Below are 17,837 nucleotides of genomic sequence, written 5' to 3'. Positions count from 1 at the left end.
CCAAAACCGAATGGCACACTCAGCTTGTTTGTTGTAGAAAGTTTTTTAGGTAGGAATACAACGTACAGCCAAGTGTCACTTGATAATATGTCACTCCAGGAAAAAAGCTATAGCGATTTGAAAAAGGGAACTACTGCTAGGTGTGTTTATAACATCGAATCTATACGAGTAAGTGTTTTTGAAACTCGAGAAACGCAGTGTATAGCTTTTGAAGAAGAACCGCCAACTCTCAATATTAAGCTTCCAGTAGAAGCTGAGCTCTATTATTTAGATGAAGAAAATTTTTATATCAGAAATAAAATAGAGCGTAACCGTTTGGTTTTCGCTACAAGTAAAAATGTTTTTAGAAAAAAATATTATGAATCAAATTCCCGTTTTCATCTATACGCTATGTTTACCACTCTACACGAGGCTTTTCACTATCTTCATTTAATAGAAAATCCGGGGTTCTCAGTCTCTTATGAAAGAGAGGAAATCTTGGCAAGTGTGTTTGCTTTTGTATTACTAAAAAATAAAATCAAAATGTCTGAACTCAAAGAGTTTTTACACAAGGAGATGCTCCCAGCGGATAAACTATCATTATCTGAGATTACGAAATCACTCAATGCAGAAATAGAGTTTTTAAAAATAATAGAACAAGAAAATGAAGTTGAAAAATATTTTAGAGAAGCCCTTTTACTTATTGGCGCTGATTCTATCAATATTCAGCGTAAGCGCGCTTTGTGAAACAGTTGATGCTGAGGTTGCGACAAATAGAATCTTAGAGAATTCTTACATAGAGAAGTCATTCGGCACCTGTGTAGTTTCGCATGTACACAGTGTTCTACTGCAGACTTCTGGTAACGGTATAAGTCTTAACTGTTTACCTGAAGACCTACCTTCCAGAATAGGGCTATTGAAAGACTTTTTGAGCACAAGTCTTCTAATTGGAAATCATAACGAAGCTTATTCTTACCTTAAGTTATTAGAAAGCGAAGCAAAAAAATTAAGACCAGAGGCTAGAAAAGCGTTTAGCAATAGTATTGCTATGACCAGGGAAATTTTATCTAACACAAAAAGGATTCGTAGTCACAAACGCAGACTTAAAAGCCGCTACGAGGGTGAAATTGAAGGTTTGGGAGTCACTATAAAAAATCAATATTATTCAATTGACACCGGTGCCTTCTATGGTACCAAGAAACTTACAGTTAATGAAGGTAAGGTGAAGCTGAGTTCATTTCAAGCGGAAATGTTTGATGCTAATTATGCAATCGAAGACGGGCTCGTTTTTACAGAAAACGAAGAGTATGTTTTGGGTCAGCAATATTTGTATCAATCTGAAGTAATAAATTTCAAACAGCCAATCACTGCTGTAACGTCGAAAGAACTATTCTATTGGGCTGGGAACATCTTTTTTGTAGCAGAGTTACAATTGGCCTCCTTAAAGTTTGAGGAGAGAATTGTATGTGTTGACACAGGGTCTTCGCACTCGTACATAGATGATAAAGCAATATTTACAGCGATGGAAAAAGTGAAAGCCTTGAAAAGCGAAGAGTTTGTCTACATTGAAATTGAATCCTCTAACCGTATTTCCTCAGCTAGGGCATATAGAATAAATGTAGAAAACTCAATTCTGAAAGGCCAATACTATCTGATTGTACAACCTGAGATTAATCGGGTTTGTGATGTTATTTTGGGCAAAGATTGGGCTTCGAACAATTTGGTCAACCTAAGTTTGCGAAATAGATTTTTAGAAATAGCAAACTAAATATTTACTTCAATTGACCTCGGTAGAATAGCAAACATTTTCAGACGCGAATTCAACTCCCAAGTACACCAATCGCTGATTAGGCTGTTTTTTTCTTTTCTTCCAACACGATAGCAGGTTGTTTAAATCAGAGGAACTTTCTCAGTCTTAAGGTGATAGACCGCTCTGTATCTTTAACGCTTAACCAAGATGACAAACGCATCTTTACCGTTTTTATCTGATGCTGAATCGCCCCTAACTTCCTATACAACTCTCGGTTAGACTAATTAATCATGACTATGTGTTGAGAACGCTAACCGATAAAATTCAAAGTTAAATCAGTTTAACAAGTAGTTGATCGCGAGCACTAATAGTATGACGTTGTCGAGCGATGAGATGCCGCAACGCACAATCTTTGTGCGTAGGTTAGAAAGTACTGCCTTAATTCTAATTAGCGAAACAAACATTACTCGAGCTACAGTCGCGCACTCTTTAATTGGCAATAAGTTTGTCGGAAGCCGTCCCTAATTTAGAATCTTTCCACTAACAGAAAAGTACAATAGTTAGCAAAATTAGAACTATTTGAAAGTCAGAGGATGGTGCAATTGTGAAAGTGGTTGGCTCAAAAACGATAGTTGATTTATCACAACTAAAATAAACACGGTTGATAAATAGTCATAGAAGTGTCTAAAGAATGTGCTATAAAAAGCAAAGGAATGTGAAAAAAAACGGTAAGAATGCACTAATAAGAAGGAAGATACATGTTTGTACCCAGCATACTCTTAAAACAACTATACACTAGAGCAAGTCTTTCAAAGACTGATAAAGGGGTGTCATTTTCTCTTAAAAACAGATTAAAAGACGCCACAATAAAAGAGTTGAAATGGATTTCATTGGATGGAGAAAAAATTCCAGACCATAAAATATCGCTACAACTTTCAAGCGATACGTGCATTTCCGTAGAAGAACTTAACAAGTCTGAAGGTAAGCCATTTGGTCTACGTCAAACTATTACGGTGCATCTTGATATTGATGAAGCGCCGTGCCCTGAAAAGCGCAAGCTTGGTATTTGCTTCTCGGCCTCACCGTTCGGAAAATTAAAGTTTGAAGTAGAAGATAATATTACCGCGGCAGGTGAGCGCAGTGCGTTTATTCCGCGTGATGATATGGATGACTATGGCGAGTCAATTATAAAAACACGTCAAGAATATTTCGAAAGCGCGACCGACAAGAAAATTAATCATGTGGGTCAATACTCTATCGATCCACAAGAACTTAAAGGCAACATTGAACATTTTATCGGTGTCGCACAGGTGCCGATTGGTATTGCAGGGCCCCTGAAAATTAACGGTGAGCATGCAAATGGTGAGTTTGTTGTACCATTAGCCACCACAGAAGGCACCTTGGTTGCGTCTTACAATCGCGGCATGAAATTGCTTAACATGAGCGGCGGCGTAACGGCTACGGTAGTAGATGATGCCATGCAGCGAGCCCCAGTTTTCATTTTTGATAATGCCCGTGGCGCTCGTGACTTTGTGAAATGGGTAAAAGAGAATTTCGATAAGATAAAAGAGGAAGCGGAAGCAACGTCAAGCGTGGCAAAGCTCACTTATATTGACCACTTCCTTTCTAATAAATTCGCGTTCTTGCGTTTTAACTTTAGAACGGGTGATGCCGCGGGTCAAAACATGGTTGGACGTGCAACATTTGCAGCCTGTGGCTGGATTTTAGACCATTACGAAGGCATCGAGAATTTCTACCTAGAGTCTAACTTTGCAACCGACAAAAAAGCATCGCAAATTAATATTATGCGTACACGCGGTAAACGCGTTACTGCAGAAGCGACCATTAAGCGCGAACACCTTCTTGAAGTTATGCGGGTGGAGCCAAAGCAAATTGACTACCACGGACGTGTAGCGGGTGTGGGCTCATTTTTGTCTGGTGTAAATAATACCGGTCTACATTCACCAAATGGTATTACTGCCATGTTCATTGCTACAGGACAAGACGTTGCAAACGTGTCTGAATCGTCTGCCGCTATGATGTACTCAGAGCTAACAGAAGAAGGCGATTTGTATGTATCTATAACTATTCCATCACTCATTGTCGCAACGTATGGTGGCGGTACAGGAATAGGTACGCAGCGCGAGTGTCTTGAGTTACTTGACTGTTATGGGCGTGACCGCGTTTATAAATTTGCAGAAATTGTGGCTTCAGTTGTGTTAGCGGGTGAGATCTCGTTAGCATCAGCTATCAGTTCATCTGACTGGGTATCATCGCACGAGCAGTACGGTAGAAACCGTTAAGTCATTCACACTGTAACCTAGCTGTTTAAAAGGGCCTTTAAATAAAGGCCCTTTTTCGTGTGTGAATTCACTTAAGGTTAATCTTTTTTGCTATGTTCTAGGGCTGCAATAAAGCGCTCTGGTGCATCTACCCCTAGGTAATATTCAGTAATTTTTTGGCCTTTATCTTTTAGCGAAATTTTTATGTTAGGCACGCCAGAATAATTAAAGCGCTTGATATGTGCTGCGCGCTTCACATAGGTATTATGTAGCGAAATGCTTGCGATCTCACTCACTGGCACGGTAATAGGGTTGCTAAGGCCATAGCGAATAACCAATTGGGGTGAGTGCTGTTCGCTATGTAACAAAAGCGAAATAGGTCTTAACTTCATGGCGTTACGCTCTGCTATTACAAAAATTAAGCTAAATACAGACAAAGCAGTGACAACATTTGCCGCAAAGGGTGACCATATGAAATGTAGTAGCACATGCACAACTGGGATCTCAATTGCGATAACGAAAATAAACCCCAGTGCATTGGTGTGCGTACCGTCTTTTTGCCAGTAGGAAAAGTGCTGGTCGCCTTTTAATGGCAGTGATGCCAGCGTTTTTGACATAAGCAGGCATGCCCACATTCTGCCTTCAAACCACATTATTTTTTGCACCACACCTTCAGGAATAAACGACGAAACACCCTTTAAAATTGCGCTATCTAAATCAGTGCCAGCGTTAAACTCGGTGCGAATAAGGGTTAGTACGCTAATTATGGTAATAACTTCAAGCGCTACCATTAGTCCAAGCACGACAAATCGCGCATCCATTAAAGCAGGTAGCCAGTGCTGTTGTTCGTTAGGTAATAAATAACTGCCTACAACAAGCGCTAGCGACGCAAGTAATACGCCTTTGATAAGCGCCTTTTTCTTGTCTTTTATTAACAACAAACAAGCAAGGGGAGGGGTAATAAGTGCGTCAAGTAGAAACAGCCACTCGTTATTGCTCGCTGTGTTGCTAGGTTGTGTTGTTGATAAAAAAGGTGAGTAATGTAAAAACGCCCACCAGGCCGTTAGCATCAACAATAGTACTGAAAAAGGTGCGATACTTTCTCGCCAAAGCGTGCTGTGTTTTTTGTTTTCAAAGCGAGGGGAGTTTGCGTTCATTGTGCGTCTTACATCCTATTAGTAGCTACATGAATTTGAGTTTCATTAAGCAACACACAAAGAGCTGGCGGGCCAGTTAAGTGACAACAGATTGCAGTATTAACATAGCAAAAATAGCGGTTTGATAGTACAAAAAAGCCAGTAGAAAGTGCTTTCCACTGGCTATTATTTGTTACAAGTTGCAACACCGTTATACGGTGGTGTGGCTTGTCACTTATTTAGTGTTCCCAATGGTAGTGATGGGCTTTCGCTTCTACGTCGTCAGCAGTTTGCTGCGGCATAAACGTAGCGTTGTCTTGCTCGAAAAAGAACGGCTGACGCTGCTTTTTACTGCCCACCTCGTTCATAGTGGCCGATTCGTATACGCGACCGTTGAGCACGGTGTATTCAACAAACTCACTTTTTCTGATGTCACTTAGTACGTCACCATCAATAACCACAAGGTCGGCAAGTTTACCTTTCTCGATACTGCCAATATCCTTGCCCATACCCAGGTGCTTCGCGCCGTCGATTGTGCCGCCTCGCAATGCTTCCCATGGTGTAAAGCCGCCTTGGGCCATTATCCAAAGTTCCCAATGCGCTGCTAAACCTTCTCGTTGTCCGTGCGCACCTATATGCACGCTTACACCATTATCGCGAAGTTCCTTCGCATAGCTGGCAACGTTTTGATGGTTGTATTGATCTTCCGGTGCGCTAGGTCTGCGAATGGCACGCTTGTCCAAAATGGTCGACGGGGTATAACGAAGCAAGCGCGGGTTTTTCCATACTTCGGTTTTATCGTACCAGTACTCTTCACCCATCATACCGCCATACGACACAACGAAAGTGGGCGTGTAACCAAACTCTGTGGCTTTCCACAATTGCGTAACGTCACTGTAGCCCTTTTCAACAGGAATGCTATGTTCTAGTCCGGTATGTCCGTCCACAAGCATGGTTAAATTCTGCTGAAGTTTGCCGCCGCCTTCAGGTACTACCATCATGCCTTGATTCTTCGCAGCCCATAATACTTGCTGGCGTTGGTCTCGGCGAGGTTGGTTATAGCTTTTAACAGAAATGGCACCAGCTTCTTTTAATCGTTCTACATGGAAATAAGCATCGTCATAGTCTTTGATAATCGCTTTGTATCCCAAGCCTTCGGCACCGTACAAAATAGTGCCTGTAGAATAGATGCGTGGTGCAACAATTTTACCTTTGCGCTGTAATTCTGAAGCGGCAAAAATTTCAGTGGTGTCGTTTGATGGGTCATGAATAGTGGTCACTCCAAACGACACATTCGAATACTGTGTCCAGTTTTGCTGAGGAATGATTTCGTTACGTCCTTGCGAACCGTGCGCGTGCGCATCCACTAAGCCAGGAATGATCGTTTTGCCGCTGGTATCAATCTGCATAGTGTCATCTGGAATACGAATGTCACCCCGCTTACCTACGGCTTCAATTCGGTTGTCTTTAATTAGTACTACGCCGTCTTCGATAATTTCTTGGATGTTGTCGGCGTCGCGCATGGTCACAACTGTGCCTCCAACCAATGCTTTATAGCCTGATGGCTTATCTGCAGCTGTCGAGAAAGACAAATCAATGCCCTGTGTTACAGGCTCTGGCAAGACTTCAGGTGCACCCTCAACGAAAGCGAATGCCTCTTCAAGGCTGCGCATAAACAGCGTAGGTCCATTAAACCAGCTAAGGCGCGTATTATCTGGCGACCATGTAAGATACTCACCCGCTCTGTTTGAAAGTTGAGTGACCGGCAATGATTTCATTTTAGGCCCAATGGTTATCTTCTTGCCATTTTCGACAAAGGGCGCGACATAGGTCTTAAATTGATAAACAAAAGCAACCCATTTCTTATCATGAGATAGCTTGTACTCGCTTACTTTATCTTTCCCATAAAGGTGAGTTCGCTTGTCATTGCCGTTTAGGTTAACGCTGGACAATTGTGTTTCATAATAATCTTTGCCATTGGCAGATTCTGTAAAATACACGCGTTGATCATCGCCTGCGAAGTGGGCGTTGTAGCCGCCATCTGATACTTTGCTGACTTTTGATGTCTTGAGGTTGGCAACGTAGATACCGGGTTCCATTGAGTATTTTGGATCAAGTAAGTAACCACCTGTGAATTTACGGAATACCACTTTTTCACCGTCTACGGAAAACGCGGGCTCAATGTAATGTCCTGGTTGCGTAGAAATTACTTTCCCTTTTCCACCCCGTGCAGATACAACGCGCACGCTGCCTAGGTCTTTATCATTCCACGTGGTATACACAATGGACTTACCGTCGTTTGAAAAACGCGGATAAAACTCATCGTGTTCATTCTGCTTGGTTAATCGGCTCACCTTACCTGATTTCATATCGCGCACGTAAAGCTTACCAAGTGCTTGGAATAGCGCAGTTTTACCGTCTGGCGACAGTTGCGACCAGCGTATCATTCTCACGTCAAATTCATCAGGGGCGACATCAACATCAAAGCGAAGGGCATCGGCATATTGTACGGTGGCTTCAACGTTAATATTGATTGTGGATGTGGTCTTATCTTTGATATCGATAACGTTAAATTTACCACCGGTCCAATACACAATCTTTGAGCTATCTGGCATCCAGTCAAAATAGGCAAAGTAGCCCTCAGAACCAAAGCCTTCTTGCATATCGCGTTCAAGCTCAAGGGTAAGTGGCGTTTCTACACCGGTTGCAATGTCTTTCAAAAATAGTGCGGTTTTATCTTTTACCCTGCGGATAAAAGCGATGTATTTACCATCTGGAGACGGTGTAGGAACAACTGCGCCACCCGTTCCACTGATATAGCGTGTTTCTTTACCTGTTTCTCGCTCGTAACGTGTTATAGCGAAAATGCCTTTAAGCGGGTCACGGTTATACTCAAAGCGGCTGCCTGGTACCGTGTTTTCAGTAAAGTAGATGTATTTGCCGTCATGGGAAAAAACAGGGTCGGCAATGTTTTGCTGATCCCGTTTACCATGTTTGCGCTCTTTAATTTTAAGGCCCTCACCACCACCGTGGTGATACATCCAAATTTCCCCCGCCGGAATACTACGGCTAGACATGATGCCCTTGGTTACGACAAGATATTCGCCGTCTGGGCTCCATTTGGGCGAGTGAATAAGGTTACTTTTTTCTTGCGTTATTTGGCGAAGATTCGTGCCATCGATGTTCATTACCCATACGTTACTAAGCCCATTTCTGTCAGAAACAAAGGCGACTTTTTTCCCATCGGGAGAAATGGCAGGGTGTATATTCCACGCGAAGTCTTGGGTAAGTGGCGTAGCATTACCGCCTTTGATATCGACTTTATATAAATCGCCCAACATATCAAACACCATGAAATCGCCACTGGGCGCTACATCTAAGCTAGACCACGTAGTTTCGTTAGTGTTAATAGTGACTTCGTTCAATTTATAGGGTGGGTTAGTAACATCCCACGCACTATTCGCTTCTGTAGTATTTTCAGTAGATGATTGTGACAGAGCGCCTGGCGAGGCACAAAGATACAAGGCCCCCGTTATCGCAGCTGCGACGAGGCGTTTTGACGTAGTAAACATGATTTTCCCTGAATGTAATTATTGTTTGACTGTTTTTTACACATTATTTGTTATGGCATAACAACTCAATGATTGTGACATATTGTTAAGATTTATTGCGTAAAGCTAATCGCACGACCGCGCGGTCTGGCGCTAAAACATTAAATTTATGGCGCTCGTCTATTTTTAACTTGTACAAATTAGCATTTCAGATTAAATCAGCTAGCTTTTTAATAGGCGTACGCAACACAGGTTGCGACGTAGTGTTTTAACCTATATTGAGTGGATGATCGACATGGACTTGTTAATTGTTGAACAAGACAGTACCCAAACGGAAATATACGAGCTAGCGTTTGGAGAACACTTCACCGTGCACACTGCCTCAAATATGCTAGAAGCAGTGACCAGCATACAAGAGCACGACATTAGTATTGTTATAACTGATTGGAAAATCGGAAAAACGAAAGCCTCAATTTTTTGCGAGCAGCTGGATGCCTCGCAACCTATGGCATTACCTGTGGTGATCGTGGTGTCTGATGAAGGCAGTGACGATACGTTGCGAGAAGCCTTTAACGCTGGTGTATCGCATTACATAACGAAGCCCTACAACGTTCTATCTTTCACCGAAACTGTAATTGGCGTTAAGCATCAAATTGAAATAATGAACCAGATGCGGGCAGATAACGCCGACACGCGAGAAGTGGCGCAAACTGCGCTCAGTCAAGCGGCTATCTACGGTACGGGTATGGAAATTGTTTCAGCGTTAAATGCCTGTAACGACATTCATGCTATGTCGAAAAACATCTTAACGACGTTGCGTTTTAATGGCGTACATGCCGCCATTCAATATCGCGATGAAAATGGCACCACAAGCTATGACACCGACATGTCATTTTGTGATGAAACCACCGAAAAGGTCTTCACAGTATTACACGACCAAGGCCGTATTTATCGCTTTGGAAAGCGTTTAATGCTCAACGATACCGACGTGTCATTACTTATTAAACACGTAGCCCGTGAAGACCCTGTTATTCATGATGCAATACTGGATATGGGCGCGAAGCTTGTACCTGCAATCAATGCACGCTTTAACACCTTAAGGCAGCAGCAAGCACTTAGTGCAACACATGCTGACATTAGTAGCGTTATTAACCAAATTCGTCAGATCGTGATAAGCCAAGCGCAAGAAAAAGTGAGGGTTGCAAAGCACGTTTCTGAATCTATTCAAGACAGTTTCCACATGCTCGAAATGACTGAAGCGCAGGAAGCCTTCTTTATGCAGCTAATTGAAAGTCAATTAGAGGCACGAGACGAAGTAGCAGAAATTCAGACCGTAGACGATACCTTGCAGGCGGTGCTTGCTCGATTAGGGCCGCAGCTTGAATCGCAAGCCGATTCCAAAACACAAAGCAATAACGCCCAAGACGACGACCCAATTTATCAGGATGTGGAGTTTTTTTAAGGTGCGTTAAAACGTAACGCTGCCTGAACTTATCGCTATCTGTACCTATCAATAATAAGACGGTTGATAATTGCGTTTATGTCCAGTTGATAATCAGCAGGGTTGACGATTTTTACTATTGAATCGTTTTCTCTTGCTGATTGCAGGGTTATTATTTTGGGCTCAATGTGATGTTTGAATTTAGTGTGGTAAAACGCAGTAAGTTGAGGTTTTAATGGCTCGTCGTAGTTTGTATCTGTCACAATAGCCAGTTTGTGACTTTTCATCAGTACAACAGTACCAATCGAATATAAGCCAATAGCCCGAACAAAGCTGTTCAATAGTTCCCCATCGTATTCGGCACTACCAGAATCTCGCAATATTTTTAATGCTTCAACAGAGGTTAAGGCTGGTTTATACACGCGCTCGGCGGTTATAGCATCGAAGGAGTCAGCAATACTGCTCATTCCTACGTATTGGTTTAATTGATGGGCAATTAAACCATGAGGATAGCCTTTTCCAGATAACCGTTCGTGATGCTGTAATGCTATTTGCTTTGTGAGATCGTCCACGTCCATTGATTCAAGTATCTCAGCGCCATAAGTCGTGTGTCGCTTCATTTGCTCAAATTCATCACGAGTAAGCTTTCCTTGCTTGAGTAAAATGTCTTCGGGCACTTTGCACTTGCCTAAATCGTGCAGCAAGCCCGCAAGGGTGAGTTTTTTACCCAGTGATTCACTGTGCCCTAAATGAATGGAAAATACCGCTAGAAGAATGGCCACATTTAGCGAATGCGTAAGTAGATAGGTGTCTTTGTCTTGCATTTTGGTCATGCATAATAGGGCGTCTTGATTTCTGAAAATGGACTCAAAAAACGCTTCTGCAATTTTTTCATAAGGGGCGAGGTCAACAATACCGCCATTCTTTACGCTATTAAATGTATCGCCCAACACCGCCTTGGCATTGGTATACAGAGATTCTGCCCGGACTATTTCTGACGATAATGGTGTGGACTTCTTTTCTTTGGTTGGTGGCGTATCTAATTGTTGATTCTCTGGTTGATTTTGCGTTATTGATGGTTGCGATGGTGACGTTAGCAGGCTTTTACTGGTGTCTATTTCTACTTCTTTAACACCAAGGGCTTTGAGTTTTTCTATTGCGGCTTGATGCTTGATAATACCTTTTGATGTCATTACGGCTGCGCCAGTTGACTTTGTCACTTGCACTACATACATACCAACGACAAGGTGTTTAACTGCAACTCTTTTTTTCATTACCACTCAATTTGAAGAAAACGCGATGAGACACGATACAAGTAATACGCAAATGCAACAAGTATACTTTTTGCTCAAATTAAGGCGAGAACAAGAGATGGTTTGTAGAAGGTTTACGGTAATGAAATGCGATGTCTGTGGGAGTGGGACAGGGAAGTGAAGAGGCTGCTTTAACATTAAGCAGCCACATTTCATATAGTTAAAGGTAAAGTGTTATCTACACTAACCTGTCATAGTAACGAATTCTTCTGCGCTGGTGGGGTGAATGGCTACGCATGCATCGAAGTCTGCTTTTGTCGCTCCCATTTTTATAGCAACAGCAAAACCTTGAAGTATTTCGTCCATGCCATGACCGATACCGTGCAGGCCAACTACTTTTTCATCTTTACCGGCACATACCAACTTCATTTTTGTCATCTGACGATGGCGCGTAACTGCGGTGTACATAGACGCAAAACTCGATGTGTAGACTTTGATATTATCTTCGCCATATTCCTCAATGGCCTCAGGCTCCGTTAAACCAATTGTGCCGATTGGAGGGTGGCTAAACACGACAGTAGGAATGTTGGTGTAATCCATGTGGGCCTCTTTTTGCCCATTGAACAAGCGTTCGCTTAATAGGCGGCCAGCTTTAACCGCAACAGGAGTTAACTCAGCTTCTCCGGTTATATCGCCCACCGCATAAATGTTATTCGCCGTTGTGTTTTGGTACTTATCTACCTTAACGGTACCGTTATCGTTTAACTCAACATCGGTGTTTTCAATATCAATTTTGTCAGTCGATGGTTCGCGACCAATGGCCCAAATAAGGCAGTCAGCCTTAAGCACTTCCCCATTTGTGAGGAAGACAGAAAGCTCGCCGTCGTCTGCCTTTTCTACTTTCTCGACACTGGTATGATTATGCAGTTTGCAGCCTTCTGCATGGATCATGTCAACCAAGGTTTCGTGAATAAGCGGGTCAAAGTTGCGAAGTGGCGCGTGCTTTCGAACTACTAGATGCGATTCAGTGCCCAGAGCATGTAACACGCCTGCTAACTCAACGCCAATATAGCCTGCACCCACCACAACCGCGCGTTTGGGCTGCTCTTTAAGTGCAAAAAAACCGTTCGAATCTATGCCGTATTGTGCGCCTTCAATATCTGGAATGATAGGGCGGCCACCCACAGCAATGGTGATATGGTCAGCAGTGTACTGAACACCATCAACTTCGACGGTATTGTTATCAACAAACTTTGCAAAACCGCGGATAAGTGTGACATCGTTTGCAGTAAGCACGCGGTCATACGACGCGTGAATACGCTCAATATAGGCTTGTCGACTAGCAATTAAGCTATCCCAACTAAAGTGATTGACTGAAATATCGAACCCATATTCAGGTGCATAACGATGGATGGCTTCAGCAACTTGTGCGCCGTACCACATGGCTTTTTTAGGTACACAGCCCACGTTTACACAGGTTCCACCTATGTCACTTGCTTCAATAATTGCTGCTTTCTTACCGTGTTTTGCTGCGCGATTGGCTGATGCGATACCGCCGCTTCCACCACCAATACAGATATAATCAAAATGTGTCATAAATAGAGCCTTTAGAGTCGTTTAGGCGAGCCGCGTTATCACTTAACTATAAGTCTAACTTAACATAAGTGAAACGGTATCTCTTTAAGATAATGTGCCATAGAAAACTGTTAGTGATTGACTAGACCGGATGATACCGGTCGTCATTTCATCTATTTCAATCATGGGGATGGCGTAAGACAAATAAAAGGCGCTATGTAAAATAACGACTTTATGAATCTTCAGGTGAATCAACAACTTCTTCTGGCTCTACCTGAATACTGAATGCTTTTCCGCGTTCCTTTTCAAATTTAATAAGTTTCTGAATAGTCGCTTCTGAGAAAACATGCCCTTCGGGCAGAATAAGAATATGGCTATCGTTATACAAGTTTTGCGATAACACCATGCCTGACTTAAGTTGTGATGCTTTTAGCGAGGCGTGCAGCAATTTAGACGTTGATATATCGTCTGATGCTAATAACAAGTCCAAAAATTCCGCGTCGTAACGGGTATTTCTGTGCTTTTTCATTTCTATTTTAGCGTCTCGAGGGCTCATCTCAGCCCCCGTCATTCTGCCTGTTACTAAACGCCAAAAATCCCGTGCAATTGCGATAATGCGAGATCCTACGGGGATTTCTTTTGCCACCTTCTTATTTAGACCGGAACCATTATAGTGCTCAAATTGAAATTCAATAATGTCTGAAACAGCATGCAATTCATGGGCTGGTGCAAGTATCAGGGCGGCTTGTTTGGTCTGTGATAAATAGTTTTGCTGTTGCTGATACTTCAGCTTAGCGAACGGTCCAAGAAAGTCTTCAGTTTCAAGCCCTAATAGCCCTAATTCACAAATAAGGCCCGCATAACGAATTTGTTTTATCTCGTCTTTTTCTAGTTTCGCCGTGCGCGCTAATTTTGTCGCCAATTCACTTACTTCTATTGCGAATTTACCATTAATGTGTGGGTTAATACTGATAACGTTAAATAGCACCTGCTCCATAGCTAAATTATGCTTTTCAATTTTATTCAGTGCAGCCTTTATTTGACGCGTACGCTTGTGAACCATTTGTTCAAGGGATGAGTTGACGTCTTTAAGCTTTTTATTTTGAAGACGAGTTAGTTTTTGTAAGCGTTCGTTTTCCGCTTTAAGTTTTACGCGCTCTAACCCTTCTTCTACCGCAGCCACCAATTCTTGGTTATCCCAAGGTTTTTGTAAGTAGCGATGTATTTTACCTTGGTTTACTGCCTTAATTGTTGATTCAATATCAGCATAGCCGGTTAACACCACACGAAATGTCTCAGGGTAATTAATGGCGACTTGCTCTAACAATTCTGCGCCTGACATTTGCGGCATCTTCATGTCTGAAATAACCACATGAACTTCATTTTTTTCTAGAAGCTCCAACGCTTTTGCGCCACTTTCAGCTAACAACAATGTAATATCCATTGTAAAAAGCGCGCGCTTGATGGCACGAAGGATGTTGGGCTCATCGTCTACAAATAGGACCGTGTAAGTCACCTTGTTTTCTGTGCTAGGCTCAGTCATAAACATTTATCCTTAAAAACTAATCTCTTTTGGGGCGTACCTATCGAAGACATAGGGCTCATGTTTTGTCTTTCTCATCACTAGGTGGTGAAACCGGTTGCACGAGTGGAAGGGCTAGTTCAAAGCAACTGCCTTCTCCTTCTTTGCTAGATGCTGATAGCGTGCCGCCGTGCTCTTGTGCAATACCAAATGAAATTGACAGTCCCAAGCCTGTACCTTGTCCTTCTGGTTTTGTGGTAAAAAACGGATTAAACAGCTTGTCCAAATGACAGGGCTGAATTCCACAACCCGTGTCTTTAACATACAACTTCACAAATTCGCCCACCGTTTCAGTAGTGATAGTTATTGTGCCGTGTTGGCCGGTGCTTTCTATGGCTTGCCCTGCATTAATAAGCAAATTGGTAATAACCTGTGAAATTTTGCCTACATTCATAGCAATATCTGGAATGTTGCCAAGATGCGTTTCTACATTACAAGTATACTTAAGTTGGTTGTTAACCATGGCAAGGGTGGTGCGTACACAATCATTTAAGCTGTGTTGTTGCATTTCATCACTATCAACACGGGAAAAGAGCTTTAAGCCTTTTACAATATCGGCAACCCGTTGCAGCCCTTCTTTAGAATCGTTTAGCAAGTCAGTTATGTCATCGTTGATAAATGTCATATCGTGTTTTGTAAGAAGCGACTTAAATTCTGTTAGTGCTTTACGCTGTTGATCTTCATCTTGAGTGTTACTAATAACCTCAAGTTGCGTAAAGAGCATTTGATACGTAGCAACGTATTCACAAAGTGTTGAAATATTACTGCTCACAAACCCGACTGGGTTGTTGATTTCATGGGCGACACCTGCGGCTAGTTGGCCAACAGATGCCATTTTTTCAGCTTGGAGTAATTGAACTTGGGTTTCTTTAAGATCTCGATTGGCGTTTTCTAGCTGAACATTTCGTTGATTTAACTGTGCTGTCCTGTCTTGCACTTTGACTTCAAGTAACGCGTTAAGGTCTTTTAAATCATCTTGCGCGCGTTGTCGTTGCTCGTTCTCTTCTTTGAGCTTATCAACTAGCTGATTGAATGCTTCAGCAAGTTCACTGAGTTCGTCATTCCCTCGCACACTAATAAACACATCTTGATAGTTATTCTTGTCAACGGCCTCGCCAAGATGTTTTGCACCTTCGTGAAGGCGGACAAGCTGAGACATTAAGTACGAACCAAGAAAGTAGGAGCATAATCCGACAAGAACTAACTCAAACGCAGCAATTGTGAGTGTCCAATTTCTCGCTCTAGAGACAGATTCAGTGACCGATGCAATGTTCAGCCCGATTTCCACAAAGCCATACAGTGTAGTATTCACCATTATTGGTGCGCGGGTATCGTAAATGCCATCGCTGGCGGTCGCGACAGTATTGTCTTCGCGAAACGGACGGGAAATGGCCGTGGGTTCTCCATTTTCTACATAAATTCTGCCTTCTTTATCTTTAACTCTGACATAGGCAATATTGGGGTTTGTCAATATTTCAGCAACATCCGCTTCTAAAGACGATAAGTCGTAGCTAAGGAAAGCATTTTTAGTGGTTGATACAAATAGAGCAACAGACGTATCGGCTGATTTCTTTACGCTATTGTCAACCAACTCGTTAAGTTGATTAAATACGGTCACAACAAGTACCAAAAGCAATAGCAGTGCGGTAAATGCTATTCCGATTATGGTTTTTGTTCGAAGAGACAGTCGCATAAATCCCTAGTTCAAAAATGCGGTCTTGAAAGAGAGGGAATGCCAAGCGATCTGACATCGTCCCAGTCACTGTCTTTTGCGGGTATAAAGCCGCTGAAACCAAGCCCTTCCAAGATCCACATTTTGCTTGAATCATTTGTTATTGCTATCAATGCATTAAGGATAGCTTGTCTATCCTTTTGTGCCATATTGGGGTGAGTAGCGATTGCGTGAGGGGTATAGCCATCGCTTTCCCACAATACCCGAATATCCTTACTCACGCTTTCAGGAATACTACTCAAGGTTCGTAAAATACCGCCGCCAGCTTCAAAAAAGCCACGCTGAACTGCGAGGTAGACGGAGTCGTGCGAATTTACATAGCGTGGCCTAAATGCAATATTGTTTTTGCGTAATTGAGCGCTGGTAATAATCGTGGCAGCAAACGCCGCAGGTGCAGGAAAGGCAAGTTCTCTGCCATTTAATTCAGCGAGGTTTTGAATAGGACTGTCTTTGTGAACCACAATGATGCCCTTAATCTCCTTATCGCGTTGTCGAGCAAGTGCGTGGTATCCAACAAGGTCATTAAAGGTCACAAAATGATAAGGGTTCATATACGCAATGTCATAGACGCCATCTGCCACATCGGCCTCAAAAGATGGGATGTCTTTCGCGGTTTTGAACATAATGGATATGCCTGAATACTCGCTTATATAGTCGATAAGCGGTTGCCAAATTTCAACCATTCGTTTTGGCGATTGCTGCGGAACTACACCGAAGGTCAGCGTTTTGCCTTGTGCGCACACCGGAGTTGATGCTGTGCCGTACAGCAAGGCAATAAGCACGACGATAAACGCGTTTCTCACATCATATCCCTTCTATAAAAAGACGCTTTACACCGCCATAAATTGCTCTAGAACCATGGTCAGATCGTGGTTCGAGAATGGCTTTTGCAAAGTTGCATCGGCGCCAATTTCAAGTGCACGCTCTAAACTAGCTTCATCTAGTGCTGAAATGACGACAATTTTAAGCGATTTGTACTTTTCTTGGTCACGCGTAAAGTCGATTACACTGTAACCATCCATGCCTGGCATGCTTAAATCAAGCGTCATTACCTTAGGTTCGTACTGACTTAACATGATACCAGCCTGAAACCCGCCAGTTGCGATGTAGCTGTCAAAACCAGCGCGTCTTGCCACGCGTTGTATGGATTTTGCTACCGGCAATTCATCATCGACAATAAGAATTGATGGGATGACCGTACCTTTCAACGCGTCTGGGATTGGCATTTCATGGCGTTCTAGAAATTCGATGAAGTCTTCGACTAAAACGCGATTATTTCCTCGCCCTGGCAGCTTGAAGCCTTTTAGTTTGCCACTTTCTATCCAACGAATAACGGTACGCAAATTTACGTCACAGTAAGCTGCAATTTCGCCAGAGGTTAATGTCTTCATGTTTTCGCCTTTTAGCATTCAGTGGTCAAATTATAGGCTTTCGGTAATTTAAGACAAACTAGACAAAAGAATGAAATGTGACATTAGTGACATTTTTTGTTCTTGAAGATGACTTGTTTTCGCTGAATAAAAGGTGTGACTGAGAGCGCTAGCGAATAACAACCC

The 17,837-nt window shown here is 42.6% G+C and carries 12 protein-coding genes; 4 read left to right on the top strand and 8 right to left on the bottom strand.

What is annotated here, in order from left to right:
- Nucleotides 1-24 precede the first annotated feature (24 nt).
- The 3 genes from JN178_RS17645 to JN178_RS17635 all read left to right on the top strand — a co-directional run bounded on the left by JN178_RS17645 (nt 25) and on the right by JN178_RS17635 (nt 4,032).
- Nucleotides 25-726: a hypothetical protein gene (locus JN178_RS17645; protein WP_202262646.1), complete on the top strand. Its 702-nt coding sequence runs from the start codon at nt 25-27 to the stop codon at nt 724-726.
- The gene (locus JN178_RS17640) at nt 644-1,747 is read left to right on the top strand and encodes a hypothetical protein (protein WP_202262645.1); all 1,104 of its coding nucleotides are present in this window, start codon (nt 644-646) and stop codon (nt 1,745-1,747) included. The genes JN178_RS17645 and JN178_RS17640 overlap by 83 nt, the downstream gene beginning before the upstream one ends.
- A gap of 740 nt (nt 1,748-2,487) precedes the next feature.
- Nucleotides 2,488-4,032, top strand: coding sequence for a hydroxymethylglutaryl-CoA reductase (locus JN178_RS17635; protein ID WP_202262644.1), 1,545 nt, complete (start codon nt 2,488-2,490; stop codon nt 4,030-4,032).
- Between the two features lie 77 nt (nt 4,033-4,109).
- Here the strand turns inward: JN178_RS17635 and JN178_RS17630 are convergent, their stop codons facing one another.
- The gene (locus JN178_RS17630) at nt 4,110-5,168 is read right to left on the bottom strand and encodes a hypothetical protein (RefSeq protein WP_202262643.1); all 1,059 of its coding nucleotides are present in this window, start codon (nt 5,166-5,168) and stop codon (nt 4,110-4,112) included.
- Between the two features lie 218 nt (nt 5,169-5,386).
- Nucleotides 5,387-8,719, bottom strand: coding sequence for an amidohydrolase family protein (locus JN178_RS17625; RefSeq protein WP_202262642.1), 3,333 nt, complete (start codon nt 8,717-8,719; stop codon nt 5,387-5,389).
- Between the two features lie 274 nt (nt 8,720-8,993).
- Here JN178_RS17625 and JN178_RS17620 point away from each other — a divergent pair, with 274 nt between their 5' ends.
- Nucleotides 8,994-10,160, top strand: a complete 1,167-nt coding sequence (locus JN178_RS17620; protein ID WP_202262641.1) for a response regulator — start codon at nt 8,994-8,996, stop codon at nt 10,158-10,160.
- A 35-nt stretch (nt 10,161-10,195) separates the two neighbouring features.
- On the opposite strand, the gene JN178_RS17615 is transcribed toward JN178_RS17620, so the two are convergent.
- The 6 genes from JN178_RS17615 to JN178_RS17590 all read right to left on the bottom strand — a co-directional run bounded on the left by JN178_RS17615 (nt 10,196) and on the right by JN178_RS17590 (nt 17,672).
- Nucleotides 10,196-11,413, bottom strand: coding sequence for an HD-GYP domain-containing protein (locus tag JN178_RS17615; RefSeq protein WP_202262640.1), 1,218 nt, complete (start codon nt 11,411-11,413; stop codon nt 10,196-10,198).
- A gap of 222 nt (nt 11,414-11,635) precedes the next feature.
- Nucleotides 11,636-12,988, bottom strand: coding sequence for a glutathione-disulfide reductase (gene gorA / locus JN178_RS17610; RefSeq protein ID WP_202262639.1), 1,353 nt, complete (start codon nt 12,986-12,988; stop codon nt 11,636-11,638).
- Between the two features lie 211 nt (nt 12,989-13,199).
- A complete protein-coding gene (locus JN178_RS17605; RefSeq protein ID WP_202262638.1) occupies nt 13,200-14,510 on the bottom strand; it encodes a response regulator in 1,311 nt (436 codons plus the stop codon).
- Between the two features lie 58 nt (nt 14,511-14,568).
- Nucleotides 14,569-16,242 carry an ATP-binding protein gene (locus tag JN178_RS17600; RefSeq protein WP_202262637.1) on the bottom strand — a complete coding sequence of 558 codons (1,674 nt, stop codon included), beginning with the start codon at nt 16,240-16,242 and terminating at the stop codon, nt 14,569-14,571.
- Between the two features lie 11 nt (nt 16,243-16,253).
- A complete protein-coding gene (locus JN178_RS17595) occupies nt 16,254-17,084 on the bottom strand; it encodes a phosphate/phosphite/phosphonate ABC transporter substrate-binding protein (RefSeq protein ID WP_202262636.1) in 831 nt (276 codons plus the stop codon).
- 27 nt (nt 17,085-17,111) lie between these two features.
- Entirely contained in the window at nt 17,112-17,672 is a 561-nt protein-coding gene (locus JN178_RS17590; protein WP_202262635.1) for a response regulator, read from the bottom strand.
- Between the last annotated feature and the right edge of the window lie 165 nt (nt 17,673-17,837).

It is taken from the genome of Alteromonas sp. KC3, from assembly GCF_016756315.1.
Taxonomy (GTDB): domain Bacteria; phylum Pseudomonadota; class Gammaproteobacteria; order Enterobacterales; family Alteromonadaceae; genus Alteromonas.
This window is presented reverse-complemented; position numbering and strand designations above follow the sequence as displayed.